Annotated in this window: 26 protein-coding genes; 12 read left to right on the forward strand and 14 right to left on the reverse strand. The window is 65.8% G+C overall.

Features of this window, described 5'->3' with window-relative positions:
• Window positions 1-109: 109 nt before the first annotated feature.
• Complete coding sequence (locus tag SMA01S_RS15270) at window positions 110-796, reverse strand: HAD family hydrolase (protein WP_245649295.1); 687 nt, start codon at window positions 794-796, stop codon at window positions 110-112.
• Window positions 793-1,455 carry a YggS family pyridoxal phosphate-dependent enzyme gene (locus SMA01S_RS15275; protein ID WP_066824120.1) on the reverse strand — a complete coding sequence of 221 codons (663 nt, stop codon included), beginning with the start codon at window positions 1,453-1,455 and terminating at the stop codon, window positions 793-795. Before SMA01S_RS15275 ends, SMA01S_RS15270 begins: the two co-directional genes overlap by 4 nt.
• A gap of 22 nt (window positions 1,456-1,477) precedes the next feature.
• Here SMA01S_RS15275 and SMA01S_RS15280 point away from each other — a divergent pair, with 22 nt between their 5' ends.
• Window positions 1,478-2,014 carry a thiamine phosphate synthase gene (locus SMA01S_RS15280; protein WP_245649296.1) on the forward strand — a complete coding sequence of 179 codons (537 nt, stop codon included), beginning with the start codon at window positions 1,478-1,480 and terminating at the stop codon, window positions 2,012-2,014.
• An 88-nt stretch (window positions 2,015-2,102) separates the two neighbouring features.
• On the opposite strand, the gene SMA01S_RS15285 is transcribed toward SMA01S_RS15280, so the two are convergent.
• The gene (locus SMA01S_RS15285) at window positions 2,103-2,759 is read right to left on the reverse strand and encodes a hypothetical protein (RefSeq protein ID WP_066824133.1); all 657 of its coding nucleotides are present in this window, start codon (window positions 2,757-2,759) and stop codon (window positions 2,103-2,105) included.
• Between the two features lie 229 nt (window positions 2,760-2,988).
• On the opposite strand from SMA01S_RS15285, the gene SMA01S_RS15290 reads away from it, so the two are divergent.
• Genes SMA01S_RS15290 through holA form a run of 4 tightly spaced genes read left to right on the forward strand, consistent with a single transcriptional unit; the run spans window position 2,989 to window position 7,477 of the window.
• Window positions 2,989-3,426: a DUF3576 domain-containing protein gene (locus SMA01S_RS15290; protein ID WP_084250344.1), complete on the forward strand. Its 438-nt coding sequence runs from the start codon at window positions 2,989-2,991 to the stop codon at window positions 3,424-3,426.
• Between the two features lie 48 nt (window positions 3,427-3,474).
• Entirely contained in the window at window positions 3,475-5,967 is a 2,493-nt protein-coding gene (gene leuS / locus SMA01S_RS15295; protein WP_066824137.1) for a leucine--tRNA ligase, read from the forward strand.
• Window positions 5,964-6,461, forward strand: coding sequence for an LPS assembly lipoprotein LptE (gene lptE / locus SMA01S_RS15300; protein WP_066824139.1), 498 nt, complete (start codon window positions 5,964-5,966; stop codon window positions 6,459-6,461). Before leuS ends, lptE begins: the two co-directional genes overlap by 4 nt.
• Window positions 6,458-7,477: a DNA polymerase III subunit delta gene (gene holA / locus SMA01S_RS15305; RefSeq protein ID WP_066824141.1), complete on the forward strand. Its 1,020-nt coding sequence runs from the start codon at window positions 6,458-6,460 to the stop codon at window positions 7,475-7,477. The genes lptE and holA overlap by 4 nt, the downstream gene beginning before the upstream one ends.
• A gap of 225 nt (window positions 7,478-7,702) precedes the next feature.
• On the opposite strand, the gene SMA01S_RS15310 is transcribed toward holA, so the two are convergent.
• Genes SMA01S_RS15310 through SMA01S_RS15335 form a run of 6 tightly spaced genes read right to left on the reverse strand, consistent with a single transcriptional unit; the run spans window position 7,703 to window position 13,405 of the window.
• Window positions 7,703-8,608 (reverse strand): ParB/RepB/Spo0J family partition protein, encoded by a 906-nt coding sequence (locus tag SMA01S_RS15310; RefSeq protein ID WP_066824148.1) that lies wholly within the window; start codon window positions 8,606-8,608, stop codon window positions 7,703-7,705.
• On the reverse strand, window positions 8,605-9,390 hold the full coding sequence (locus SMA01S_RS15315) for a ParA family protein (protein WP_066805176.1): 786 nt from the start codon (window positions 9,388-9,390) through the stop codon (window positions 8,605-8,607). Before SMA01S_RS15315 ends, SMA01S_RS15310 begins: the two co-directional genes overlap by 4 nt.
• Window positions 9,387-9,998, reverse strand: coding sequence for a 16S rRNA (guanine(527)-N(7))-methyltransferase RsmG (gene rsmG, locus SMA01S_RS15320; protein ID WP_066824151.1), 612 nt, complete (start codon window positions 9,996-9,998; stop codon window positions 9,387-9,389). Before rsmG ends, SMA01S_RS15315 begins: the two co-directional genes overlap by 4 nt.
• Complete coding sequence (gene mnmG / locus SMA01S_RS15325) at window positions 9,995-11,833, reverse strand: tRNA uridine-5-carboxymethylaminomethyl(34) synthesis enzyme MnmG (protein WP_066824154.1); 1,839 nt, start codon at window positions 11,831-11,833, stop codon at window positions 9,995-9,997. The genes rsmG and mnmG overlap by 4 nt, the downstream gene beginning before the upstream one ends.
• Before the next feature lie 37 nt (window positions 11,834-11,870).
• Window positions 11,871-13,151 carry a tRNA uridine-5-carboxymethylaminomethyl(34) synthesis GTPase MnmE gene (gene mnmE / locus SMA01S_RS15330; protein ID WP_066824157.1) on the reverse strand — a complete coding sequence of 427 codons (1,281 nt, stop codon included), beginning with the start codon at window positions 13,149-13,151 and terminating at the stop codon, window positions 11,871-11,873.
• A 23-nt stretch (window positions 13,152-13,174) separates the two neighbouring features.
• Window positions 13,175-13,405, reverse strand: a complete 231-nt coding sequence (locus tag SMA01S_RS15335; RefSeq protein ID WP_066824160.1) for a DUF6489 family protein — start codon at window positions 13,403-13,405, stop codon at window positions 13,175-13,177.
• 106 nt (window positions 13,406-13,511) lie between these two features.
• Here SMA01S_RS15335 and SMA01S_RS15340 point away from each other — a divergent pair, with 106 nt between their 5' ends.
• Entirely contained in the window at window positions 13,512-14,213 is a 702-nt protein-coding gene (locus tag SMA01S_RS15340) for a dienelactone hydrolase family protein (RefSeq protein ID WP_066824163.1), read from the forward strand.
• Here SMA01S_RS15340 and SMA01S_RS15345 read toward each other — a convergent pair.
• The 5 genes from SMA01S_RS15345 to hemE form a co-directional block, all read right to left on the reverse strand.
• Entirely contained in the window at window positions 14,205-14,870 is a 666-nt protein-coding gene (locus tag SMA01S_RS15345) for a TerC family protein (protein ID WP_084250345.1), read from the reverse strand. The two genes, SMA01S_RS15340 and SMA01S_RS15345, sit on opposite strands and share 9 nt — an antisense overlap.
• Window positions 14,871-14,917: 47 nt before the next feature.
• A complete protein-coding gene (locus SMA01S_RS15350) occupies window positions 14,918-15,571 on the reverse strand; it encodes a YjbE family putative metal transport protein (RefSeq protein ID WP_066824165.1) in 654 nt (217 codons plus the stop codon).
• A 175-nt stretch (window positions 15,572-15,746) separates the two neighbouring features.
• On the reverse strand, window positions 15,747-17,003 hold the full coding sequence (gene rho / locus SMA01S_RS15355; RefSeq protein ID WP_066805204.1) for a transcription termination factor Rho: 1,257 nt from the start codon (window positions 17,001-17,003) through the stop codon (window positions 15,747-15,749).
• Between the two features lie 151 nt (window positions 17,004-17,154).
• Window positions 17,155-17,592 carry a CopD family protein gene (locus SMA01S_RS15360; protein WP_066824168.1) on the reverse strand — a complete coding sequence of 146 codons (438 nt, stop codon included), beginning with the start codon at window positions 17,590-17,592 and terminating at the stop codon, window positions 17,155-17,157.
• Window positions 17,592-18,635: a uroporphyrinogen decarboxylase gene (gene hemE, locus SMA01S_RS15365; RefSeq protein ID WP_066824171.1), complete on the reverse strand. Its 1,044-nt coding sequence runs from the start codon at window positions 18,633-18,635 to the stop codon at window positions 17,592-17,594. The genes SMA01S_RS15360 and hemE overlap by 1 nt, the downstream gene beginning before the upstream one ends.
• Before the next feature lie 287 nt (window positions 18,636-18,922).
• Between hemE and SMA01S_RS15370 the strand changes: the two genes are divergently transcribed.
• Genes SMA01S_RS15370 through hpf form a run of 6 tightly spaced genes read left to right on the forward strand, consistent with a single transcriptional unit; the run spans window position 18,923 to window position 23,086 of the window.
• A complete protein-coding gene (locus SMA01S_RS15370) occupies window positions 18,923-19,735 on the forward strand; it encodes a pyruvate, water dikinase regulatory protein (protein WP_066812336.1) in 813 nt (270 codons plus the stop codon).
• Window positions 19,732-20,322, forward strand: coding sequence for a Maf family protein (locus SMA01S_RS15375; RefSeq protein ID WP_084250346.1), 591 nt, complete (start codon window positions 19,732-19,734; stop codon window positions 20,320-20,322). Before SMA01S_RS15370 ends, SMA01S_RS15375 begins: the two co-directional genes overlap by 4 nt.
• Window positions 20,319-21,146 carry a shikimate dehydrogenase family protein gene (locus tag SMA01S_RS15380; protein ID WP_066824178.1) on the forward strand — a complete coding sequence of 276 codons (828 nt, stop codon included), beginning with the start codon at window positions 20,319-20,321 and terminating at the stop codon, window positions 21,144-21,146. The genes SMA01S_RS15375 and SMA01S_RS15380 overlap by 4 nt, the downstream gene beginning before the upstream one ends.
• Complete coding sequence (gene coaE / locus SMA01S_RS15385; RefSeq protein ID WP_066824180.1) at window positions 21,143-21,736, forward strand: dephospho-CoA kinase; 594 nt, start codon at window positions 21,143-21,145, stop codon at window positions 21,734-21,736. The genes SMA01S_RS15380 and coaE overlap by 4 nt, the downstream gene beginning before the upstream one ends.
• A gap of 8 nt (window positions 21,737-21,744) precedes the next feature.
• Window positions 21,745-22,443: a DNA polymerase III subunit epsilon gene (gene dnaQ / locus SMA01S_RS15390; RefSeq protein ID WP_066824182.1), complete on the forward strand. Its 699-nt coding sequence runs from the start codon at window positions 21,745-21,747 to the stop codon at window positions 22,441-22,443.
• 58 nt (window positions 22,444-22,501) lie between these two features.
• Window positions 22,502-23,086 (forward strand): ribosome hibernation-promoting factor, HPF/YfiA family, encoded by a 585-nt coding sequence (gene hpf, locus SMA01S_RS15395; protein ID WP_066824185.1) that lies wholly within the window; start codon window positions 22,502-22,504, stop codon window positions 23,084-23,086.

Below are 23,086 nucleotides of genomic sequence, written 5' to 3' on the forward strand. Positions count from 1 at the left end.
CGGCTCGGCACGTTGGATGCCGGAACAAGTCCGGCATGACGATGCGGGTTTGAGTCGTGCTGCTCGTCAGATGATTTGGGCGAGGGTCCCAGCTCTCGCCCGGAAGACGTCAGCCCAACAGCCCCGCCACCTCATCGAAGCTCGACGCCACCGCCGCTACCCCGATCGCGCGGAGCCGGTCGGCATGGTCGGGCGCGCAGTGATTGCCCGCGCACAGGCCGATAACGTGCCCACCCGAGGCGACCGCGCCGGTCGCGCCAACCGGCGAATCCTCGATGATCGCGCAGTCGCCGATCGCTACGCCGAGCTTGTCGGCGCCATAAAGGTAAAGGTCCGGCGCCGGCTTGCCGCGCTCGACATGCTCGCGGCCCGAATAGAGATGGTCGCCAAACACGTCGGACAGGCCGATATGCTCGAGATGGCGGCGGATCCAGCGCGTCGAGCTCGACGACACCACCGCCTTGGGCAGGTCCGCGGGCAGCGAGCGGACGAAGGCGACCGCACCGGCGACCTCGCCGACTCCTTCCGCCATCACCCGGGCATCCTCGGCCTCGCGCGCGACGAAGAAATCCTCCGGCAGCGCGCGGCCGATCCACGCTTCGACGCGGTCGAGAAAGTCCTTCCCCGCATAGCCCATGAAATTGGCCATCGATTGTTCGGGCGTGGTCGGATGCCCGATCGAGGTCAAATAGTCGGCAATATGCTTGTTGCCGATGGATTCGCTCTCGATCAGCACGCCGTCGAAATCGAATAGCAACGCCGCAAACCGGACCGGGATCACGTCACCGCCGCTCAAGCGCGCGCTCCGAACAATGCGGAGCCGACACGGACATGCGTGGCGCCAAGCGTCACCGCGGTCGGATAGTCGCTCGACATCCCCATGCTGAGCCCCGCCAGGCCGTTGTCGCGCGCCAGCTTGGCCAGCAGTGCGAAATAGGGCGCCGGCTCGACCTCGAGCGGCGGCACCGCCATCAGCCCGACGATCGGCAGCTCGGCGGCGCGCGCTTCGCGCAACAGACCGGGCAGATCGGCGATTGTGCAGCCGCCTTTTTGCGGCTCCTCGCCGATATTGACCTGGATGAAGCAATCGGGCCGGCGCCCGGTTTCCATCGCCTTGGCCAGGGCAGTAATCAGCGAGGGGCGATCGAGCGAGTGGATTTCGTCGAACAACGCGACCGCGTCAGCCGCCTTGTTCGACTGCAGCTGTCCGACCAGCGCGAGACGGAGGTCGGCATGGCGTTCACGCAAAGCGGGCCATTTACCCTGCGCTTCCTGCACGCGATTCTCGCCGAACGCGCGCTGTCCCGCCGCGATCAGCGGCTCGACCGCCTCGGCCGGGTGCGTCTTGGAGATGGCGATCAGCTCGATCGGATCGCTGCGCCCGGCGAGCTTCGCCGCCCGGGCAATCGCATCGCGGACGCCGGCGAGCCGCGCGGCGGGGTCGTCGGTCGTCATGCCGCGCGCTATAGGCAGGGTCGTGCCGCATCGCCAGTCCCCGATCCCAACTTTGTGGCTGATGACCGACGAGCGGCTCGGCGAGGGGCTATGGGCGGCGCTGCGGCGGCTGCCACGGGGAAGCGGCGTGGTGTTCCGGCATTATGCGACGGCGGCGCGGGAGCGGCGGGCGGTGTTTCGGCGCGTCGCGCGCGTCGCGCGAGCGCGCGGGCTGGTGGTGGTGCGGGCCGGGGAGCGGGCTGGATTCGGCGAGGATGGGGTGCATGGCGCGGCCGGGGGGAGTGGGCTGCGAACAGCGCCGGCGCATGATCGGCGGGAAGCGGTAGCGGCGGTACGGCGCGGGGCGGAGGTGCTGTTCGTGTCGCCGGTGTTCGCGACTCGGTCGCATCCTGGGGCTGAGGTGCTGGGGGGGCGGAAGGCGCGGCGGATTGCTCAAGGCTTGCCGGTGGTGGTGATTGCGCTTGGCGGGATGGATGCGCGGAGGTTTCGGAAGCTCGCCGGGTTCGAGGGGTGGGCGGCGATCGATGCGTGGGGCTCGCGGGGTAGCGGCGCGAAGTGAATTCGCGCCGCCGTCGATCCTCGCTACGCGAGGTCGGCCGAGCCCGTTTCGGGGCGCGATTTAACTGCGTTAAATCCCTGAAACGGGCTTAGAACCTGAACGCGGTTCCGACGTACACCGCCTGGCTGTCGCGCTGCGCGTCGGGCAGCGGGGCGAGGCGATCGCGATCCTGCGACTTGTAGCGGACACCCGCGGTCACATCGAGATTGCGGCTGAGCGAGTAGGACCCACCGACATCGATCGAATCCTTGGGCAGATAGCCCGCCAGGCGCGCATCGCCGATCGTCGTGCGCTCGCTGGTCGCTTTCAGCTTGGTGCTGCGGCGGACCGAGAAGCTGGTGCCGATATCGATCGGCTTGCGGCCGACCGGGCTCGCGGCCAGCTCGATCTTGAGATCGCTCGGCGTCACCACATGCTTGACCGGCGCGTTGCGGCCGAGATCATAAGCGATCGGCGCCAGGCCGACCGAGTCGGTATCGAGCGACGGCGCGCCGCGCAGCGTCACGACACCGGTCTTGACTGCCGGCGGCGGCGTCACGCGGCGTTGCGTGCCACGCGATTCGGCCGGCGTGAATCGGAACGGAGTCGCGTCGAGCCCGTTGCGCGCGATCAGCGCGGCAAGCTTGGGATCGGCCGACGCCGGCGTGAAGAAGGACGCGACAGGGCGCGAAATCAGCCGCTTGGCGGTATCGGGCGCGCCGATCGCGGGCACGGCAAACGCGGCGGTGACAGCCAGTGCCCCCACAACGGTTCCGAAAATTGCCCGCTTCCCAACCACGATTGGTTCCCTGCGACTCCAATAGTCATACGAGCCCTAACACGGTTCGATCCCGACTCGCCACAGGTGATCGCGTTTTTCCGCCAAGTGTTGCATCGCGTCCACAGACTCGTTCTCGCCTCTCGGCGCTTGCGGCGGGCGGCCCTGTGTCTATAGATGCGCGATAATCTCCCCCTTTCGTATCAGGGAACGACCGATGACCCTTCTGCGCCGTGCCGCGTATCTGGCCCTCCCGCTCTCGCTGATGGCGTGCGCACACCACCGGGGAGGTCCCGCCAAGGCCGACATCGCCGCGTCGAAGGTAACGACGATCGGCGTCAACGCCTATCTGTGGCGCGCGACCCTCGACACGCTGAGCTTCATGCCGCTGCTGCAGACCGATTCCAACGGCGGCGTCATCGTCACCGACTGGTACGTCAACCCGCGCTCGCCCGGCGAGCGGATGAAGGTCACGGTGTCGATCCTCGACCAGGATCTGCGCGCCGATGCTGTCCGCGTCGCGGCGCTGCGCGAAGTCAGCACCAACGGCCAGTGGGTTGCGGCCCCGGTCCAGGCGGCGACGGTGCAGAAGCTCGAGGACGTGATCCTTACGCGCGCCCGCGACCTTCGTCGCCAGGCCATCGCACCCAAATAAGCAAGAACCCGGCGGGCGGGTAATGCCCGCCCAGCAGGATAGACCCTAATGTCGCGCTTCAACCCGCTGAAAGCGGATGCCCACTGGCAAAGGATCTGGGACGAGTCCCAGACTTTTGCCGCGCGAGACGATTCGCCCAAGCCCAAAAGCTATGTGCTCGAGATGTTTCCCTACCCCTCGGGGCGGATTCACATGGGCCATGTCCGCAACTACACGATGGGCGACGTGCTCGCGCGCTATCGGCGGATGAAGGGGATGGAAGTGCTCCACCCGATGGGGTGGGACGCGTTCGGCATGCCGGCCGAAAATGCCGCGATGGAAAAGCACGTCCATCCCGGCGGCTGGACCCGCCAGAATATCGCGACGATGAAGGCGCAGCTGAAACGGTTGGGCTTCGCGCTCGACTGGTCGCGCGAGATCGCGACGTGCGAGCCCGATTATTACGGCCAGGAACAGGCGCTGTTCCTCGACATGCTCGCCGCCGGCCTGGTCTATCGTCGCGAATCGGCGGTCAATTGGGATCCGGTCGACATGACCGTGCTGGCCAATGAGCAAGTGATCGACGGCCGCGGCTGGCGGTCGGGCGCGCTGGTCGAGAAGCGCAAGCTCAACCAGTGGTTCCTCAAGATCACCCAATTCGCCGACGAATTGCTCGAGGGACTGAAGGGGCTCGATCACTGGCCCGACAAGGTCCGGGTGATGCAGGAGAATTGGATCGGCAAGAGCCAGGGGCTGCAATTCGCCTGGTCCCTGTCCGACGGCGGCTCGGTCGAGGTATTCTCGACGCGCCCCGACACGATCTTCGGCGCGAGCTTCATCGCGGTCGCCGCCGACCATCCGATCGCGCAGGCCGCCGCTGCTCGCGATCCCGACGCCGTCAAGTTCATCGAGTTGTGCAAGCAGGGCGGGACCACCGCCGCCGAGCTCGAGACGCAGGAGAAGCTCGGCTACGACACCGGCATCACCGCGACGCATCCCTTTGATCCGGCGTGGAAAATCCCGGTCTATATCGCAAATTTCGTGCTGATGGAGTACGGCACCGGCGCGGTGTTCGGCGTGCCCGCGCACGACCAGCGCGATTTCGAATTCGCGACCAAATACCATCTGCCGATCCGTCGCGTCGTGTCGGACGGCGACAAGACCGATCCCGATTTCGTCGATGCCGAGGCCTATTCGGGTCCGGGCACGATCGTGAACTCGCACTTCCTCGATGGCATGGACGTCGAGGACGCCAAGCGCGAGGTGATCATCCGTGCCGAAGCGGGCGGCTGGGGCAAGGGCACTACCGTCTATCGCCTGCGCGACTGGGGAGTCAGCCGCCAGCGTTACTGGGGCACGCCGATCCCGATCGTGCATTGCGACCAATGCGGCGCGGTGCCGGTGCCACGCGACCAGCTGCCGGTGGTGCTGCCCGAGGATGTCGCCTTCGACATTCCCGGCAATCCGCTCGACCGCCATCCGACCTGGAAGCATGTCGATTGCCCGTCCTGCGGCGGCAAGGCCGTGCGCGAGACCGACACGCTCGACACGTTCGCCGATTCGTCGTGGTATTTCATCCGCTTCGCCAGCCAGCCCAAGGACAAGCCGTTCGACCGCGCAATGGCCGAGCAATGGCTGCCGGTCGGGCAATATATCGGCGGGGTCGAGCACGCGATCCTGCACTTGCTCTACGCCCGCTTCTGGACGCGCGCGCTCAAGCATATCGGCATGCTCGACATCGCCGAGCCGTTCGCCGGGCTGTTCACCCAGGGGATGGTCACGCACGAGACCTACAAGTCGGTCGAGGGCAAATGGCTCAGCCCCGACGACGTGCGCGACGGCAAGGAAATCGCCACGGGACAGCCGATCACGGTCGGCCGCACCGAGAAGATGTCCAAGTCGAAGAAGAACACGATCGATCCCGAGCCGATCGTCGATCAATATGGCGCCGACGCGACGCGCTGGTTCATGCTGTCCGATTCGCCGCCCGAGCGCGACCTCGCCTGGTCCGAGGCCGGGATCGAGGGCTCGTGGCGCTTCGTCCAGCGGCTGTGGCGCCTGGTCGACGGCATCGAGGAGGGCGAGGGCAATGACGTCGCGCTCGACCGCAAGCTGGCCCAGACGATCGCCGGCGTCGCCGTCGATATCGAGGCGCTGCAGTTCAACAAGGCAGTCGCCAAGCTCTACGAACTGGTCAACGCGATCGAAAAGGCCAAGCCCTCCGCGTCGCGCAGCAACGCCATCCGGACATTGGTCCGCCTGGTCTCGCCGATGACCCCGCATCTCGCCGAGGAAGCCTGGGCAGCGATGGGGGAATCTGGCCTGGTCGCCAATGCCGATTGGCCGTCCTATGATCCGGCATTGCTGGTCGAGGACGAGGTGACGATCGCGGTGCAGGTCAACGGCAAGCTGCGCGATACGCTCGTGATGCCCAAGGGCAGCGACAAAGCGGTGGTCGAGGCTGCGGCGCGCGCCAATCCCAACGTGCTTCGCATCCTGGACGGCGCCGAACCGAAGAAGGTGATTGTCGTGCCCGATCGTCTGGTCAATCTGGTCGCATGAAGCGACTCGCGCTCCTCCTCGCGCTGGCGACCGCCGGCTGTGGCCTCCATCCGCTCTATGAAGGCGGCGCCTCGGGCCCGGTCGCGTCCAGCCTGGCGCGAGTCGAGGTCGCGCCGATTTCCGGGAAGAACGGCTATCTGCTGTCGACCGCGTTGCGCGATCGCCTGCCGTCACGCAGCGGCGAGCCGGCGCTGTACCGGCTCGAGGTCAAGCTCGACGATTCGATCACCGGCCTGGGCGTGAAGCGCGACGACACCATCACGCGCGAGCGCCGGTCGCTGCGCGCGCGGTATCAATTGGTCAACGCCTCGAGCGGCGAAGTGCTGGTCGATGCGACCGCGGGGTCGGATGCCGGCATCGACGTGGTCAATTCGGAATATGCCACGATCGCGGCCGAAAACACCGCGCTCGAAAATCTGTCGCAGATCGTCGCCGATCAGATCGTCACGCGGATCGCCGTCTATCAGCGCCGCGCCGCCGCTTCGGCGAAGTGAAAGCGTCAGAAAATCAATTAGTTAACTCGCTGGATTCGGCCGCGCCGGCGATCCGGCTATACCTGCTCCACGGCCCCGACGAAGCGGGTGCGGCGGACTATGCCACGCGGCTCGGCCGTGCGCTCGGCGCCGATGCCGAAAAGGTCGCGATGGAAGGGCCAGCGCTGCGCGGCGATCCGGGAAAGCTCGTCGACGAGGCGCGGTCGCTCGCTTTGTTCGGCGGCCGGCGCTGGATCCTGGTCGCCAATGCCGGCGACGAATCGCTCGAAGCGGCGCAATTGCTGCTCGCCGAGCCCCAGGTCGAGCATCCGGTAGTGATGATCGGGCCAGGGCTGCGCACCACCTCGAAGCTCGTCCAGTTCGCGATCGCGCAACCGGCGGCGATGAGCTTCGCCTGTTACATTCCCGACGGCGCCAATGCCGAGCGGATGGTGGTCGGAATCGCGCGCGAATACGGCCTGCGCCCGACTCCTACCGCGATCCGGCGGTTGATGGCGGCATCGGGCGGCGACCGCAGCGTGATCGCGCGCGAAGTGGAGAAGCTCGCGCTCTATCTCGACGCAGCGACCGACCGGCCGCGCGAGCTCGACGACGACGCGCTCGACGCGCTCGGCGCCGATCTCGGCGAATCGCAAATGTCCGACGTGGTCGACGCCGCCCTCGAGGGGCGCGTCCACGATATCGCGCGCGAGCTCGCCCGATTCGCCGATTCGGGCGGCGCGGCGATCCCGTTGCTGCGCCAGATCGTCCGCAAACTGATGACGCTGGCGGCGATGCGCGCCGAGGTCGATGCGGGCAAGCAGCCGTCGGTCGTGGTCAAGGCGCGGCGAGTCCATTTTCGCGAAGAGCCGGGGATGATCCGCCAGGTGCAGAAATGGAAATCGCCCGATATCGCCGCCGCGATCGACCGACTGCGGCGTGCCGAACGCCAGCTGATGGCCCCAGGCGGGGCAGGGGAATTGCTCTCCGACGTCGCCATCACCGAAACGACGCGCGCTGCGGCGCGGATGCGGTAGTTATTTGGACTCGCACAAAGACACGAAGACGCAAAGAAGGTTCGCGCAGAGGCGCAGAGAACGTGGTGATTTTTAAAGAGCCTCGCTTTGCGAGGCTCATGGTTGAATCGTCGCGTTGAATCTCGCCATCGCGCAGAGTGAAAACACCTCTGCGCCCTCCGCGCCTCTGCGCGAACCCAATCAAACCTTCTTCTTTGTGCCTTTGCGTCTTTGTGCGCGAAAATCTTAAAGCGGCTCGCCAGTCAGCCGCTGGCAGACCATGTCGAGTTGATCGAGCGTCGAATAGGTGACCGTCAGCGTCCCGCCCTTGGGGCTGTAGGTGATCTTCACGCCCAGCCCGATGACGTCGGTCAATTGGCGTTCGAGCGCGGCGATATCGGCGTTGCGCCCGTGACTGCCACCCCCGCCGCCGCCATGGCCGCCAGACATCCCGTCGTCCTTCGCCGCCTTGGCCAGCCGCTCGGTCTCGCGCACCGACAGGCCGCGGGCGACCACGTCGGCCGCGAGGCGCTCGACATCGGGCACGCCGATCAGCGCGCGGGCATGCCCCATGTCGATCCTGCCGTCGGTCAGCAGCGACAGGACAGATTCGGGAAGATCAAGCAATCTCAACAAGTTAGCTACATGACTGCGCGACTTGTGGACCAGCTTCGCCAGCGCTTCCTGGGTATGGCCGAATTCGTTGATCAGGCGCTTGTACGCATCGGCCTCTTCGACCGCATTGAGATCGCGCCGCTGAATATTTTCGAGCAGCGCGATTTCGAACGTGTCCGCATCGTCGAGCTCGCGGACGATCACCGGGACTTCGTGCAATCGCGCGCGCTGGGCCGCGCGCCAGCGGCGCTCGCCGGCGACGATCTGGTAGTTGCGGCCATGCGGGCGGACCAGAATCGGCTGGAGCACGCCGCGCGCCGCGATCGACTGCGCCAGTTCCTCCAGCGCGGCTTCGTCGAACACGCGGCGCGGCTGGCCCGGCTGCGGCGTCAGCGCGCCCACCGGGAGCATGCGGATGCCCGCAGGCGTTTCGCCGCCGCCCACCGTCGGTACGGCCTCGGGCGCGATGTCGCCGAGCAAGGCATTGAGCCCGCGGCCGAGGCTGGGGCGAGGTTTGCGGGGTGCTTCGGTCGTCATGCCGCGATCGCCGGGGCCGCAGGGGGCAGGCGCCCGATCAACTCGCGCGCCAGCGCCATATAGGCTTCGGAACCCGAACAGCGATAATCGTAGATCAGGGCGGGCAGCCCATGGCTGGGCGCCTCCGACAAGCGAACGTTGCGCGGGATCACCGTGTCGAACACCACCTTGCCCAGCACCGCCCGGACGTCGGCCGAGACCTGGTCGGTCAGCCGGTTGCGGCGGTCGTACATGGTGAGCGCGACGCCCAGGATCGCTAGGCCGGGATTGAATCGCGAGCGGATGCGTTCGACCGTCGACAGCAACTGGCTCAGCCCTTCGAGCGCGAAGAATTCGCATTGCAACGGCACGAGCAGCGAATCGGCCGCGACCATCGCGTTGATCGTCAGCAAGCCAAGCGAGGGGGGACAGTCGATCAACACGACATCCCAGCGATCGCTGGCCACTTCGAGCGCATGGTCGAGCCGGTGCGTGCGCTCCTCATAGTCGACCAATTCGATTTCGGCGCCCGACAGGTCGACCGTCGCCGGCACGATGTCCAGATGTGGCACCACGGTCGCCATCACCGCCTCAACCACCGAGGCTTCGCCGACCAGGACGTCGTAGCTCGATTTCTTGCGGTCGGCGCGGTGAATGCCGAGCCCGGTCGAGGCATTGCCTTGCGGGTCGAGGTCGATGATGAGGACGCGCTTGTCGGTCGCCGCCAGCGCGGTTCCGAGGTTGATCGCCGTCGTGGTCTTGCCCACGCCGCCCTTCTGGTTGGCCACGGCAATGACGGTCATCGCGCCCGTACTCCGCGCGCGATCACGATGCTCGATTCAGGATCGGTGATGCTCTGTTCCACGTGGAACATTCCATGCCATCTTTGCTTGGCGCGCGCCACCTCTTCGCGCGCCGCTCGTCCCTTGGGTAGCAGCCAAAGTGTCTCATTGCTGGCGCATTGCGCTGCCGACGCGATTATCTGTGCCACCTGCGCGACCGCCCGCGCCGAGATCACCGCGACGCGCTCATGCACGTTTTCGACTTTGCCGGTGATCACCTCGACCTGGGGGAGGGCAAGTGCCGCGGCGGTTTCGCGCAGGAAATCGGCGCGCAACCGGCGCGGCTCGACCAGGATGAAGCGGCGTTGGGGCTGCACCGCAGCCAGCGCGAGGCCGGGAAAGCCGGCGCCGGTGCCAATATCGAGCCAGTCACCGTCGTCAGGCGCCAGCGGTGCGAGTTGTAGTGAATCGACGATGTGCCGCGACCAGATCGTCGCCAGGGTCGAGCGCGCGATCAGATTCTGCTGGTCGCTTTCCACTGTGACGATCGCCGCCAGATGGTCGAGCCGCCCGATCGCCTCGGCATCGAACCGCGCCGTCGCCCAATTTCGCGCCTCCTCCTCGGTCATGCCGCCGCTCGCGTCGCGTGGAGCATGATGGCGGTGAGCGCCGCCGGCGTGATCCCCCGGATACGTCCTGCTGCCGCCAGGGTAGCGGGACGGGCAGCGGTCAGCCGCTCGACCATTTCGTTGGACAGCCCGGGGATCGCCGCGAAATCCATATCCGCCCGCAACGCGATGCGTTCGCCCGCGCGCAGTTCGGACACTTCTGCCTCCTGACGCTCGACATAAGGAGCGTAGCGCGCATCCTCGATTGCTTCCTCGATCACCGGAGTCGGCGCTCCGGAGAGGGCGGGGGAGACGTGCGCCAGCTCGACCCCGGGGAAGCGCAGCCATTCGCCGGCCGACCGTCTCGCGCCGTCCTGCGCGACTTGCGCCCCACGGCCCGCCAGCGCGCTCGCGGTGAGCGGTTCGGCGAGGTGCGCATCGACCGAGGCGCGCTCGGCCTCGCGTGTACGGACGTGGCGCAACCGCTCCTCGCCAAGCAGCCCCGCCGCCTCGGCGACTGCACTCAATCGAGTCTCGGCATTGTCGGCGCGCAGCCGCAACCGGAACTCCGCGCGCGCGGTGAGCATGCGATAGGGCTCGGTAACACCTTGCAGGACCAAATCATCGATCATCACACCGAGATAGGATTGCGCGCGGTCGGGCACGAAATCGGCGATGCCCAGCGCCACGGCCGCGGCATTGGCGCCGGCGACAAGGCCCTGCGCCGCCGCTTCCTCGTATCCCGTCGTGCCATTGATCTGTCCGGCACAGAACAGGCCGGGCAATGCAGCGACCGCAAGCCGGTGATCGAGCGCGCGCGGATCGATATGGTCGTATTCGACCGCATAGCCGAATGCGGTGATCCGGGTCCGCTCGAGCCCCGGAATCGAGGCGATCAACGCCTGCTGCACGTCGGCAGGCAGCGACGTCGAGATGCCGTTGGGATAGACGGTAGCGTCGTCGAGCCCCTCGGGTTCGAGAAAGATCTGGTGCCCATCGCGATCGCCAAAGCGGTGGACCTTGTCCTCGATCGACGGGCAGTAGCGCGGTCCCACGCCTTCGATATCGCCCGAAAAGAGCGGCGAGCGGTCGAGCCCCGCACGGATGATCGCGTGGGTGGCGTCGGTCGTCCGCGTGATGGCGCACCACAATTGGGGGAGGGGGCGGCCTGGCGACAGCGCCGACATGGTCCAACTATCCGCCTCGGACGGCTGCACTTCGGTCCGCGCCCAGTCGATCGTCCGCCCGTCGAGGCGGGGCGGGGTGCCGGTCTTGAGCCGCATCATCGGCAGGCCGAGATCGCGCAATTGCCTGGCCATCACCGTCGCGGCGCGCTCGCCCAGCCGACCGCCCGCGTCGCGCTCGTCGCCGCGAAACATCCGGGCGCCCAGGAAGGTCCCGGTCGCCAGCACCACCGCCGGGGCGGCGAGGCGTGCGCCGTCAGCCATCTCGACGCCGGCGATCCGCCCGCCATCGATCACCAGCGCCGTCGCTTCGTTCGCGACCAGGTGCACGCCTGTGTGTCGCGCGAGCAGTTCGCGCACAGCAGCACCGAACCGGCGCCGATCCGCCTGCACGCGTGGACCACGAACCGCAGCACCCTTGGAGCGATTGAGCAGGCGATAGTGGATCGCGCCGGCATCGGCGGCGCGGGCGATGATGCCGTCGCAGGCGTCGACCTCGCGAACGAGATGGCCCTTGCCGAGCCCGCCGATGCTTGGGTTGCACGACATCGTCCCGATATTGCGCGCGTCGAACGTCACCAACGCGACCGACGCGCCGCGTCGCGAGGCCGCCGCAGCGGCCTCGACACCGGCATGGCCGCCGCCGATCACGATGACATCGAAGCTGTTCATGGCGGCGCGATTAGCAGGGATGTTCCACGTGGAACACTCACTTTCCGATGCAGAACCTCGAGAACAGGGCATCGAGCATCGCTTCGATCCCGACATCGCCGGTGATCCGGGCCAAGGCCATATTGGCTCGCCGCAACGCGTCGGCAACGACGAGCTCGTCGGGCGCGCCTAAGTCGCCGAGCGCCTCAAGAGCTTCCTGGCAGTGGGCTCGCTGGCGCTGGTTGAGCGCCATGTCGGTCGCGCCCGGGATCAGCGCCGACGAGCGGCTGACCAGCAACTCCCACAATTGCTCGACTCCGAACCCTGTTTCCGCCGACACGGCGAGCGCCGCACCGCCCGGCATATTCTCACGCCCAGCCAGATCGGCACGGGCATGGAGCCATAGCATTCGGTCCTCCGGCGGACGCTCGTCACCGAGCCACAACACCAGGTCGGCCCCGGCGATCGCCTGTCCAGCGCGATCGATCCCGATCGCCTCGATCGCATCGCCCGTCGACTCGCGCAGCCCGGCGGTATCGGTCAGCACGAAAGGGATGCCAGCGCGGGATACCGGCACCTCGATCCGGTCGCGCGTCGTGCCGGCGATCGGCGAGACGATCGCCGCCTCGCGCCGCGCCAAGGCGTTAAGCAGAGTCGACTTCCCGCTATTGGGCGGACCCGCCAGCACCACCCGGATGCCGTCGCGCAAGCGGTCGACCGCGGGAACATCGAGCGCCGCCGCGATTGCCGACGCCACCGCTCGCGCTTCGGTGCGGATTCCCTCGAGCAGCACCGAATCGACGTCGGCCTCATCGGCAAAATCGAGCGATGCCTCGAGCCGTGCCGCCAACCCAAGCAACGCCCGGCGCCAGCCTGCGATCTGCCGCGACAGCGTACCGTCGGCCATCGCCAGCGCCGCGCGCCGTTGCAGCTCGGTCTCGGCCGACAGCAGATCGCCGAGTCCCTCGGCTTCGGCGAGATCGATGCGGCCATTGGTCAATGCCCGCCGGGTGAATTCGCCGGGCTCGGCGCGGCGCAATCCGGGCTGCCGGGCCAGCGTCGCCTCAACCGCGGCAATGACGGCGCGCCCGCCATGGACGTGCAACTCGACCAGATCCTCGCCCGTCGCGGTGTTGGGGGCAGGGAAGACCAGCACCAGCGCGCTATCGAGGTGGCCGCCGCTCGCCGGGTCGCGCAACGTCCGCAGCCGTGCTTCACGTGGAACAGGCAAATCTCCGGCCAGCGCCCGCGCGGCCGCGAACGCCTGCGGTCCGCTGATCCGGATGACCGCGATCGCCGCCGGCGGCAGACCGGACGAAGGGGCAAAGATCGTGCTCATGGAAAATACCGGTCGAGCGGCAATTACTCGCTCTTACCGCCCTCGAACATCTTGCGCCAGAATTGCATGCCGGCATCGCCCATCGGCATCCAGCTCTTCATCATCGTCTCGAGCAATTCGGGCTTGACCATATTGCCGTCCATCGCGCCCATCAGCGCCTGAACATATTTGTCGTGGATCGGCGTCAGATCGGGCAGGCCGATCGCGCGGCGCGCCTCTTCGGGCGTGCAATCCACCTCGACATTGATCTTCATCGCCGAAACTCCGCTTGAGCGCGCGCCGGCCGCGCTGCTACCTGTTTGAACCACCTGTATGCGCGCGACGGACCATCAACCGCAACCGCCCCATTCGGAGAGAGCCATGACCGCGACGATCAAGATCGAGACGCTCGAGAAAGATGCCAGCTTCGACGCCTATATCGCCGAACCAGCGGGCGGCAACGCAACGGCAGCGATCATCGTCATTCAGGAGATTTTCGGGGTCAATGCCGGCATCCGCCGCAAGTGCGACCAACTCGCCGAAGCAGGTTATCTGGCGATCGCGCCCGATCTGTTCTGGCGGCTCGAGCCGGGCATCGAACTCGATCCCGATATCCCCGATCAGTTCAAGGCGGCGCTAGACTATATGGGCAAGTTCAACCAGGATCAGGGCATTCGAGATATCGAGGCGGCGATCCACGCGGCCCGCGATCGCGTCGGCGGCGGCAAAGTCGGCGCGGTCGGCTACTGTCTGGGCGGACGACTGGCCTATATGACCGCGGCGCGCACCGATATCGACGCGACGGTCGGCTATTACGCGGTCGGGATCGACGGCCTGCTGCGCGAGAAGCATGCGATTGCGCGGCCGCTGATGCTGCATATCGCCGGTGCCGACGGCTTCGTCGGCCCCGAAGTGCAGAAGGCAATGCACGAGGGGTTGGACGACCATCCCAGAGTCACGCTGCACGACTATCCCGGAGTCGACCATGGGTTTGCGACCGAATTCGGCAACCGCCGAAGGGAGGAGGCCGCGAACCAGGCAGACGAACGGACGATGGCCTTCTTCGCCGAGAACCTAGCCTGATTTCCCTGTTATATCAGGCAATTGTAAGAATTTGACGTCCACGCCCAGCGCCGGCAGCACGCCGACGCGCCGGTCGGTGAGTCCGTCGTAAATCATCGAGCACGCCACCCACAGGATCACCGCCAGCCCGACATAGGCGATCCAGCGGTGGCGATCGATCACGCGCGCGATCAGATTGGCGGCGAGCCCCATGACCGCGACCGAAAAGACCAGGCCGAACACCAGAATGGCGGGGTGGTCGCGCGCGGCACCGGCGACGCCGAGGACGTTGTCCAGACTCATGCTGACATCGGCGAGCGCGACGGCGAGGACCGCGCCGCCAAAAGTCTTGGCGCGCCCTCCCTGTGTTTCGTCATGGGCGGCATGATGGCGCAACTCGCGCCACATCTTCCACGCCACCCACAGCAGCAGCAACCCGCCAGCGGTCAAAATACCAACGAAATTAAGCAGATAGGTAGCGACTAGCGCGAACAGGATACGCAGCACCAACGCGGCCAGCGTCCCGAACAGGATGACCTTGCGCTGCTTGTCATGGGGCAGGCCGGCGGCAAGCGCACCGACCACCACGGCATTGTCCCCCGCCAACGCCAGGTCGATCACCACGACCTCGCCCAGCACGGCAAGCGATTCAGCGGAGAAGAAATCGGCGATGGTCATCGGCGGACTCTACAAGTCCGCCAACGTGACGGATGTTCCCGGGCTGGTCAAAGCCAGCCGAAAAGCCGGCCGAGCCCGATCGACGGATCGACGATCCCTTCGTGAATCATCGATCCGGCGACATAGAGGATCACGACCAGCCCGATATAAGCGATCCAGTGATGGCGCTCGATCAGCCGCGCGATGTAATTGGCGGCGATCGCCATCAACGTGACCGACAGCGCCAGACCGAACAGTAGGACCGTAGGATGGTCGCGCGCCGCACCGGCCACGGCGAGCACGTTGTCGAGGCTCATCGACAGATCGGCGAGCGCGACCTGGAACGCCGCCTTGGCGAAACTCTTGGGCGCGCGGGCTGGCGTCGCGGCATCAGCCGCGACCGCCTGGTTGTGACGCCGCGTGTGCTGCAGCTCGCGGAACAGTTTCCACGCCACCCATAGCAGCAGCACGCCACCGGCAAACAGCAGGCCGACCACGTGGAGGAGCTGCGTCGCGACGAACGCGAAGACGACGAGGCAGGCGAGCGCGACCCCGACGCCGATCGACAGGACGCGCTTGCGGTCCTTCTCCGGCAGCCCGGCGGCGAGCGTGCCGAGCACGACGACGTTATCGCCGGCCAGCATCAGGTCGATCATGATGACCTGGCCAAGCGCCGCGAGGCCCGCGGTGGTGAAGACGTCGGCGATGTCGATGACTGGCATGGGGAGGCGTTAGCAGCGAGGGGAGGGGGTGCAAATGAAAACGGCGCGGGGTGAGCCGCGCCGTTTGTCGGTTCGGGATAGCGGCGCGAAGTGAATTCGCGCCGTCGGCCGGGCCTTGCGACCCGCCGGCCGATCAGGAGCGAGTCCGGGATTAGCTCTCGCTAATCCTGGCCGCTCACTGATTCATACTGTCGAAGAAGTCCTCGTTGGTCTTCGAGTCCTTCATCTTGTCGAGCAGGAATTCCATCGCGTCGGTGGTGCCCATCTGCATGAGGATGCGGCGCAGCACCCACATCTTGGACAGCTTGCTCTTCTCGACCAGCAGTTCTTCCTTGCGGGTGCCGGACTTGCCGACGTCCATCGCCGGGAAGATGCGCTTGTCGGCGACCTTGCGATCGAGGACGATTTCCGAGTTGCCGGTGCCCTTGAACTCTTCGAAGATGACTTCGTCCATGCGACTGCCGGTATCGATCAGCGCGGTGGCGATGATCGACAGCGACCCGCCTTCCTCGATGTTGCGCGCGGCGCCGAAGAAGCGCTTCGGGCGCTGCAGCGCGTTGGCGTCGACACCGCCGGTCAGCACCTTGCCCGACGACGGCACGACCGTGTTGTAGGCGCGGCCGAGGCGGGTGATCGAGTCGAGCAGGATCACGACGTCCTTCTTGTGCTCGACCAGGCGCTTGGCCTTTTCGATCACCATTTCGGCGACCTGGACGTGGCGCTGCGCGGGCTCGTCGAAGGTCGACGACACGACCTCACCCTTCACGCTGCGCTGCATGTCGGTGACTTCCTCGGGGCGCTCGTCGATGAGGAGCACGATCAGGAAGACTTCGGGATGGTTGTCGGTGATCGCCTTGGCGATGTTCTGCAGCATCACCGTCTTGCCGACGCGCGGCGGGGCGACGATCAGCGTACGCTGGCCCTTGCCCTGCGGGCTGACGATGTCGATGACCCGCGCCGACTTGTCCTTGATCGTCGGATCGAGTTGGTCGAGCGTCAGCTTCTGTTCGGGATAGAGCGGCGTGAGGTTGTCGAAATTGACGCGATGGCGGACCGCATCGGGATCGTCGAAATTGACACTGGTGAGCCGCGTCAGGGCGAAATAGCGCTCGCCGTCCTTGGGCGCGCGGATCTCGCCTTCGACCGTGTCGCCGGTGCGCAGGCCGAATTTGCGGACCTGGTTAGGCGAGATGTAGATGTCGTCGGGGCCGGCGAGATAATTCGCCTCGGGGCTGCGCAGGAAGCCGAAACCGTCGGGCAGCACTTCGATCGTGCCCAGGCCCATGATCAGCTCGCCATTTTCGGCCTGTTCCTTGAGGATCGCGAACAGCAGATCCTGCTTGCGCAGAGTCGACGCGCTCTCGACCCCCAGCTCTTCGGCCATCGCGACCAGCTCGGCGGGGGGTTTCTTCTTGAGGTCTTTAAGATGCATTTCGGGTGTATTCCGGGTGACTTGGGGGAGATTTTTCGAGCTTCTGTCGGCGAGGACCGCGACGATGCTGGAGGAAGGAGGAGAGCGAGCGTCCCGAAGGGCACCGCTCGTCTCCACGATCTATGGGCGCGATTCCCTCAAGTCAAGGCGATCAGAAGGGTTTCACCACCACCAGGATGACGATGAGCGCGACAAACAGGGCAGGAAGTTCGTTGACCAGGCGGAGCTGCTTCGACGTCAGCGTCGCTTTGCCGCCGGCGAGCTTCTTCGCATAGGCCGTCATCCAGCCGTGATACCCGCTCATCACGATGACGAGCAGCAACTTGGCGTGGAGCCAGCCCTCATTCCAATGCTGGCCGACCGTGGCGATGGTCAGGCCGAACACCCAGACCAGGATCATCGACGGGGTCATGATGATCTTGCGCAGCTTCGTCTCGCGCTCGACCCACTTCGCTGCCTCGGGCGTGCCGAGCGAATCCTGATGGTGGACCAGATAGCGCGGCAGCATGAACAGCCCTGCCATCCAGAAGATCACGAAGATGACATGCGCAGCCTTGAGCCAAAGATAGATCGAGGCGAGGAAATCCATCAGCGGTTCCTTACGAAATCGAGCAGCTGCTCGACATGCGCGATCGGCGCGTCGGGCAGGATGCCATGGCCAAGATTGAAGATATGCGGGCGATCTTCGAACGCCGCCAGAATGCGCCGGGCGGCTGACGTCATGGCATCGCCACCGGTGATCAATGCCAGCGGATCGAGATTGCCCTGGACCGGCAACCCTTTCGGCAGCACGTCGTTCGCCCAGACGGGATCGATCGTCTCGTCGAGACCGACCGCGCCGACCCCGGTTTCGCGGGCATAAGCGGCCAGCTTCGCGCCCGCGCCCTTGGGGAAGCCGATCACCGGCGTCTCGGGATGGCGCTCGGCCAGCGCCGCGACGATCCGCGCATTGGGGGCGATCACCCAGCGTTCGAATTCGCTCGGCGCCAGGCTGCCTGCCCAGCTGTCGAACAATTGCACCGCCTCGGCGCCCGCGTCGATCTGCTTCGACAGATAGTCGATCGTCACCGCCTCGATCGCATCGATGATTGCCTGGAACGCCTGGGGATCGCGATAGGCCAACCGCCGCGTCTCGCCCTGGTCGCGGCTGCCTTGTCCGGCGACCATGTACGTGGCGACGGTCCACGGGCTGCCGGCAAATCCCAGCATCGTCGTTTGCGGGGATAATTGGGCGACCACGCGGCGCACCGTCTCGTACACCGGTTCGAGCCGCTCAGGCGCCGCCTGAAGCTCGCTAAGCGCATTGTCCACCAGTCTGGGGGCCAGGCGGGGTCCTTCGCCTTCCTCGAACCACAGACGCTGTCCCAGCGCCCAGGGCACCATCAGGATGTCGGAGAACAGGATCGCGCCGTCCATGCCGAAGCGGCGGACTGGCTGCAGAGTGATTTCGCACGCCGCTTCGCTGTCGGTGGCGAGATCGAGGAACCCGCCTTTTTGTGAACGCAGTGCGCGATATTCGGGAAGATAACGTCCAGCCTGGCGCATCAGCCAGATCGGAGGCACGTCCCGGCGCTCGCCGAGCAATGTTGCGAGTAAGGGTTTTTCCGGAATCGGGGCCGTCCCAAGAGTCATATAGATATATAGATAAGAGGGTTGTTGTAGTTGTTGGCGCGTGGATGCCGGGGCTTATGCGTTCGTCCCGTAAATGCCAACAGCTTGACGGTAGCGGACTCACGCAACCGCGCCGATTCCATTCTTTCGTCCCCACAATCCACAGCCTGTGCGGGGAAACGTCCCCTGTCGATGAGGTTGTGGATGACCGATGGCTTTATCCACCGCCGAGCATCGCTTGGCCGGGAGGATGACTTGCGCTAGCGGTTTTCCCGATGTTGCCCACAGGCTTTCCGACGCGCTGAAAAATGCGGCTCCATTTGCACCTCCTGTCCGATTCCACCGGCGAGACGCTGGAGAACATCGCCAAGGCGGCGCTGGCGCAATATGACGATGTCGAGACGATCCGTCATTTCTGGCCGATGGTCCGGAGCGAGGCGCATCTCGAGCGCATCCTTCAGGAGATCGCGCACAATCCCGGGCTGGTGCTGTTCACCCTGGTGTCCGGCGAGATGCGGCGGGCATTGGAGACGCGCTGCCGCGCGCTTGGCCTGCCCGCGGTAGCGCCGCTCGATCCGGTCAACGACGCTTTGTCCAATTTGCTCGGCCAGCAGGCCAAGGCGCGCCCCGGCCGCCAGCACGTGCTCGACGCCGCCTATTTCGCGCGCGTCGACGCGATCCAGTTCACCATCGCGCATGACGACGGCATCGGCTGGGAGAATTGGGAAGAGGCGGACATCGTCCTCGCTGGCGTATCGCGTACGTCGAAGACCCCGACCTCGATCTATCTCGCCAATCGCGGATACAAGACGGCCAATATCCCGATCGTGCCCGAAAGCCCGCCGCCGGCGAAATTGTTCGAGCTCCAGCATCCGATCGTCGTCGGGCTGACGACCAGCGCGGATCGCCTGATCCAGGTGCGGCGCAATCGCTTGTTGTCGCTCAACCAGTCCCCGGAAACCGCTTATGTCGACCAGGAAGCGGTGACTCGCGAAGTCGCCTTCGCCCGGCGGATGTTCGCCGACAATGGCTGGCCGGTGATCGATGTCACGCGGCGTTCGATCGAGGAAACCGCGGCGGCGATCGTCGCCTTGATCAATGACCAGGCGGGCGACGAATGACCTTGATCCTTGCTTCGCAAAGCGCGTCCCGGCGAGCGATGCTCGATGCCGCCGGCGTGACGTACATTGCCGAGCCCGCACGGGTCGACGAGGATGGCGTCAAGGCGGCAATGGCGGGTCAGCCGGCGCGCGACATTGCCGACGCACTGGCCGAACTCAAGGCGTTGAAGGTGTCGCAGACGCATCCCGGCGCGCTGGTGCTCGGCAGCGATTCGATCGTTGCGCTTGCCGACGGCAGGCTGCTCGATAAGCCGCTGACTCGCGACCAGGCCGGCGATCACCTGCGTGCAATGTCCAATGGCGAACATGCTTTGTGGAGCGCGGCGGTGATCGCCGAACAGGGCCGCCCCGTCTGGCGTCACGTCGATCGCGCGCGGCTGCACGTGCGCCCGTTGTCGGAAGCGTTCATCCAGGCCTATCTCGATCTCGAATGGCCGGCGATCGCTGGCTGCGTCGGCTGTTTCCGCATCGAAGGCCCTGGCGTGCAATTGTTCGGCCGGATCGAAGGCAGCCATTTCACCGTGCTCGGCATGCCGCTGCTCCCGGTGCTCGACTATCTGCGCACGCGGGGGGAAATGACGTCATGACCCATTCGACTTCGCTAAGGGCAGGCTATGCCGAGGTGATCGGCGACCCGATCAAGCATTCCAAGTCCCCGTTAATCCACGGCTTCTGGCTCAAGGCGCTTGGGATCGACGGCGAATATCGCGCCACCCATGTCACGCCAGAGGGACTGGCCGATTATTTCGCCGCGCGTACGGCCGATCCCGACTGGCTCGGCTGCAACATTACCATCCCGCACAAGGAAACCGCGCTCGCCTTTGTCGAGGATCGTGGCGGGGTGAAGGAGTCGATCGGCGCGATCAACCTGGCGTTCCGCTCGGAGGGCGCGTTGGTTGGGACCAATACCGACGCCGCCGGATTCTACGCGCCGGTTTCGGGGTTGGATCTCGCCGGCCAGCCGGTGGTGGTGATCGGGGCAGGCGGCGCGGCGCGCGCGATCCTGTTCGCACTGTCACGAGTCGGGGTCGGGCCGGTCACATTGCTCAACCGCAATCCGCTCAAGGGCGCCGCGTTGCTCGCCAGCTTCGGGCTCAAGGGCGATGCGCTCAAGCTTGATGCTCCGCTGCCGCCGGCCGCCTTGCTGGTCAACGCCACCTCGCTCGGTATGGCAGGGCAACCGCCGCTCGATCTCGATCTGTCGCCGTTGCCCGACGATGCGGTGGTCTACGACATCGTTTACGCGCCGCTCGAAACCGGGCTGCTCAAGGCGGCGCGGGCACGCGATCTCGATACGGTCGACGGTCTCGATATGCTGATCGGCCAGGCGGCGCTGGCGTTCGAACTGCTGTTCGGTGCCGAACCGCCGCGCGATCGCGACGACGAGCTCAGGGCGCTGCTGACGTCATGAAGACAATCGGCCTTACCGGATCGATCGGGATGGGCAAATCGGCGGTGGCGCAGATGTTCGCCGATGAGGGAATTGCGGTTTTCGATGCGGACGCCGCGGTGCGCCGGTTGCAGGGGCCTGGCGGTCGATTGCTGCCGGCGATCGAGGCGGCCTTCCCCGGCACCACCGGTCCCGACGGCGTCGATCGCGCCGAACTGGGCACCCGCGTGTTCGGCGACGAGGCGGCGATCAAGCGGCTGGAGGCGATCGTCCATCCCGCGGTCGGCGAGGAACGCGCCGCGTTTCTGGCACGGCATGGCGACGACGACATGGTGGTGTTCGACATTCCCTTGCTGTTCGAGACCGGCGGCGACCGCAATGTCGACGTTGTCGTGGTGGTGTCCGCCGACGCCGCAACCCAGCAAGCGCGCGTCCTGGCGCGTCCCGGCATGACTCGCGAACGACTCGCCGACATTCTCGCCCGCCAGACCCCCGACGCCGAAAAAAGAGCGCGCGCGGATCATGTTATCGCGACGGATTGTCCGATGGATCAAACCCGTGCCGCCGTGCGTAGGGTGATAGCTTGCGTCCGTGCCAACCAAGACCGATAAAAGGACAAATGCGCGAAATCGTCTTCGACACCGAAACCACCGGCCTCTCCTTCAGCGGGGGCGATCGTCTGGTCGAGATCGGCTGTATCGAAATGGTCAATCGCGTCGAGACCGGGCGCAGTTTCCACCTTTATTTCAATCCTGAACGCGCGATGCCGGTCGAGGCGTTCCGCATTCACGGGCTGTCCGACGTCTTTCTCTCGGACAAGCCGCGCTTCCACGAAAAGGTCGACGAGCTGCTCGAGTTTCTCGGCGATTCGCGGCTGGTCGCGCACAATGCCAGTTTCGACTTCGGGTTCTTGAACGGCGAGCTCGGCAAGATCGGCCGCGAGATCATCTCGCTCGACCGTATGATCGACACCGTGGCGATGGCGCGGCAGCGTCACCCCGGCGCCAAACATTCGCTCGATGCGCTCTGCACGCGCTACGGCATCGACCGCAGCCATCGCGTGCTCCACGGCGCTCTGCTCGACGCGCAATTGCTGTCGCAGGTCTATATCGAGCTGACCGGCGGTCGCCAGATCGGGCTGACCCTGGTCAGCGAGGTCGAGGAAAAGATCGAAATCTCCGTGATCGACACCGATCCGCGCGCCGCCCAGCCGCGGCCGATGCGCGTGTTCGAGCCGAGCGCGGAGGAACTGGCGCGCCACGCCGGGTTCGTGGCGACGCTCAAAAACCCTTTATGGGGGGCCGAGGCGTCCGGTTGACGCGCGTTGCGAGGGACAAGGCGAATGCGCCACCGTCGCCAAGAATGGAGAAGAGAAAATGGATATCCGTGTCTCGGGACATCAGGTTGAAACGGGCGAAGCGCTGAAGAGCCATGTCCAGGATCGCCTCCAGGGTATTGCGGACAAATATTTCTCGCGTGCCATCTCTGCTCAGGTGACTTTCGGGAAAGGCCCGCACGACAATCGATTCAAATGCGACGTCGTCGCGCATGTGATGCACGGCCTGGTGCTAAAAGCCAGCAACGACGGCAATGACGCGCATGGCGCGTTCGACGGCTCGGCCGACAAGATCGAGAAGCAATTGCGCCGCTACATGCGCCGGCTGAAGGACCGCAAGGCAGCCGGGACGGTCGTCAATGGCGAGGCCGAACCCGACGCCAATGCCGGCTATACCCTGTTCCAGGAAGCGACCGACGAGGACGAAGCGGGCGATTCGCCGCTGATCATCGCCGAAACCCGGGTCGACGTGCCCGAGGCGTCGGTGTCCGACGCGGTGATGATGCTCGATCTGCGTAATACCCAGGCGCTGATGTTCAAGAATAGCGGGACGGGGTCGTACAACATGGTCTATCGCCGCGGCGACGGCACGATCGGCTGGGTAGAGCCGCAGCGCGCCAGCTAA

Source organism: Sphingomonas mali NBRC 15500, from assembly GCF_001598415.1.
Taxonomy (GTDB): domain Bacteria; phylum Pseudomonadota; class Alphaproteobacteria; order Sphingomonadales; family Sphingomonadaceae; genus Sphingomonas; species Sphingomonas mali.

Excerpts from the sequence above, each read along its gene's own strand:
- leuS (WP_066824137.1), top strand. The coding sequence starts at position 3,475 with ATGTCGCGCTTCAACCCGCTGAAAGCGGATGCCCACTGGCAAAGGATC.
- SMA01S_RS15350 (WP_066824165.1), bottom strand. The coding sequence starts at position 15,571 with ATGCCAGTCATCGACATCGCCGACGTCTTCACCACCGCGGGCCTCGCG.
- dnaQ (WP_066824182.1), top strand. The coding sequence starts at position 21,745 with ATGCGCGAAATCGTCTTCGACACCGAAACCACCGGCCTCTCCTTCAGC.
- rsmG (WP_066824151.1), bottom strand. The coding sequence starts at position 9,998 with ATGACCGAGGAGGAGGCGCGAAATTGGGCGACGGCGCGGTTCGATGCC.
- SMA01S_RS15290 (WP_084250344.1), top strand. The coding sequence starts at position 2,989 with ATGACCCTTCTGCGCCGTGCCGCGTATCTGGCCCTCCCGCTCTCGCTG.
- hpf (WP_066824185.1), top strand. The coding sequence starts at position 22,502 with ATGGATATCCGTGTCTCGGGACATCAGGTTGAAACGGGCGAAGCGCTG.
- SMA01S_RS15340 (WP_066824163.1), top strand. The coding sequence starts at position 13,512 with ATGACCGCGACGATCAAGATCGAGACGCTCGAGAAAGATGCCAGCTTC.
- SMA01S_RS15370 (WP_066812336.1), top strand. The coding sequence starts at position 18,923 with ATGCGGCTCCATTTGCACCTCCTGTCCGATTCCACCGGCGAGACGCTG.
- lptE (WP_066824139.1), top strand. The coding sequence starts at position 5,964 with ATGAAGCGACTCGCGCTCCTCCTCGCGCTGGCGACCGCCGGCTGTGGC.
- SMA01S_RS15360 (WP_066824168.1), bottom strand. The coding sequence starts at position 17,592 with ATGGATTTCCTCGCCTCGATCTATCTTTGGCTCAAGGCTGCGCATGTC.
- coaE (WP_066824180.1), top strand. The coding sequence starts at position 21,143 with ATGAAGACAATCGGCCTTACCGGATCGATCGGGATGGGCAAATCGGCG.
- SMA01S_RS15315 (WP_066805176.1), bottom strand. The coding sequence starts at position 9,390 with ATGACCGTCATTGCCGTGGCCAACCAGAAGGGCGGCGTGGGCAAGACC.
- hemE (WP_066824171.1), bottom strand. The coding sequence starts at position 18,635 with ATGACTCTTGGGACGGCCCCGATTCCGGAAAAACCCTTACTCGCAACA.
- mnmG (WP_066824154.1), bottom strand. The coding sequence starts at position 11,833 with ATGAACAGCTTCGATGTCATCGTGATCGGCGGCGGCCATGCCGGTGTC.
- SMA01S_RS15310 (WP_066824148.1), bottom strand. The coding sequence starts at position 8,608 with ATGACGACCGAAGCACCCCGCAAACCTCGCCCCAGCCTCGGCCGCGGG.
- SMA01S_RS15380 (WP_066824178.1), top strand. The coding sequence starts at position 20,319 with ATGACCCATTCGACTTCGCTAAGGGCAGGCTATGCCGAGGTGATCGGC.
- rho (WP_066805204.1), bottom strand. The coding sequence starts at position 17,003 with ATGCATCTTAAAGACCTCAAGAAGAAACCCCCCGCCGAGCTGGTCGCG.
- SMA01S_RS15275 (WP_066824120.1), bottom strand. The coding sequence starts at position 1,455 with ATGACGACCGACGACCCCGCCGCGCGGCTCGCCGGCGTCCGCGATGCG.
- mnmE (WP_066824157.1), bottom strand. The coding sequence starts at position 13,151 with ATGAGCACGATCTTTGCCCCTTCGTCCGGTCTGCCGCCGGCGGCGATC.
- SMA01S_RS15335 (WP_066824160.1), bottom strand. The coding sequence starts at position 13,405 with ATGAAGATCAATGTCGAGGTGGATTGCACGCCCGAAGAGGCGCGCCGC.
- SMA01S_RS15345 (WP_084250345.1), bottom strand. The coding sequence starts at position 14,870 with ATGACCATCGCCGATTTCTTCTCCGCTGAATCGCTTGCCGTGCTGGGC.
- SMA01S_RS15375 (WP_084250346.1), top strand. The coding sequence starts at position 19,732 with ATGACCTTGATCCTTGCTTCGCAAAGCGCGTCCCGGCGAGCGATGCTC.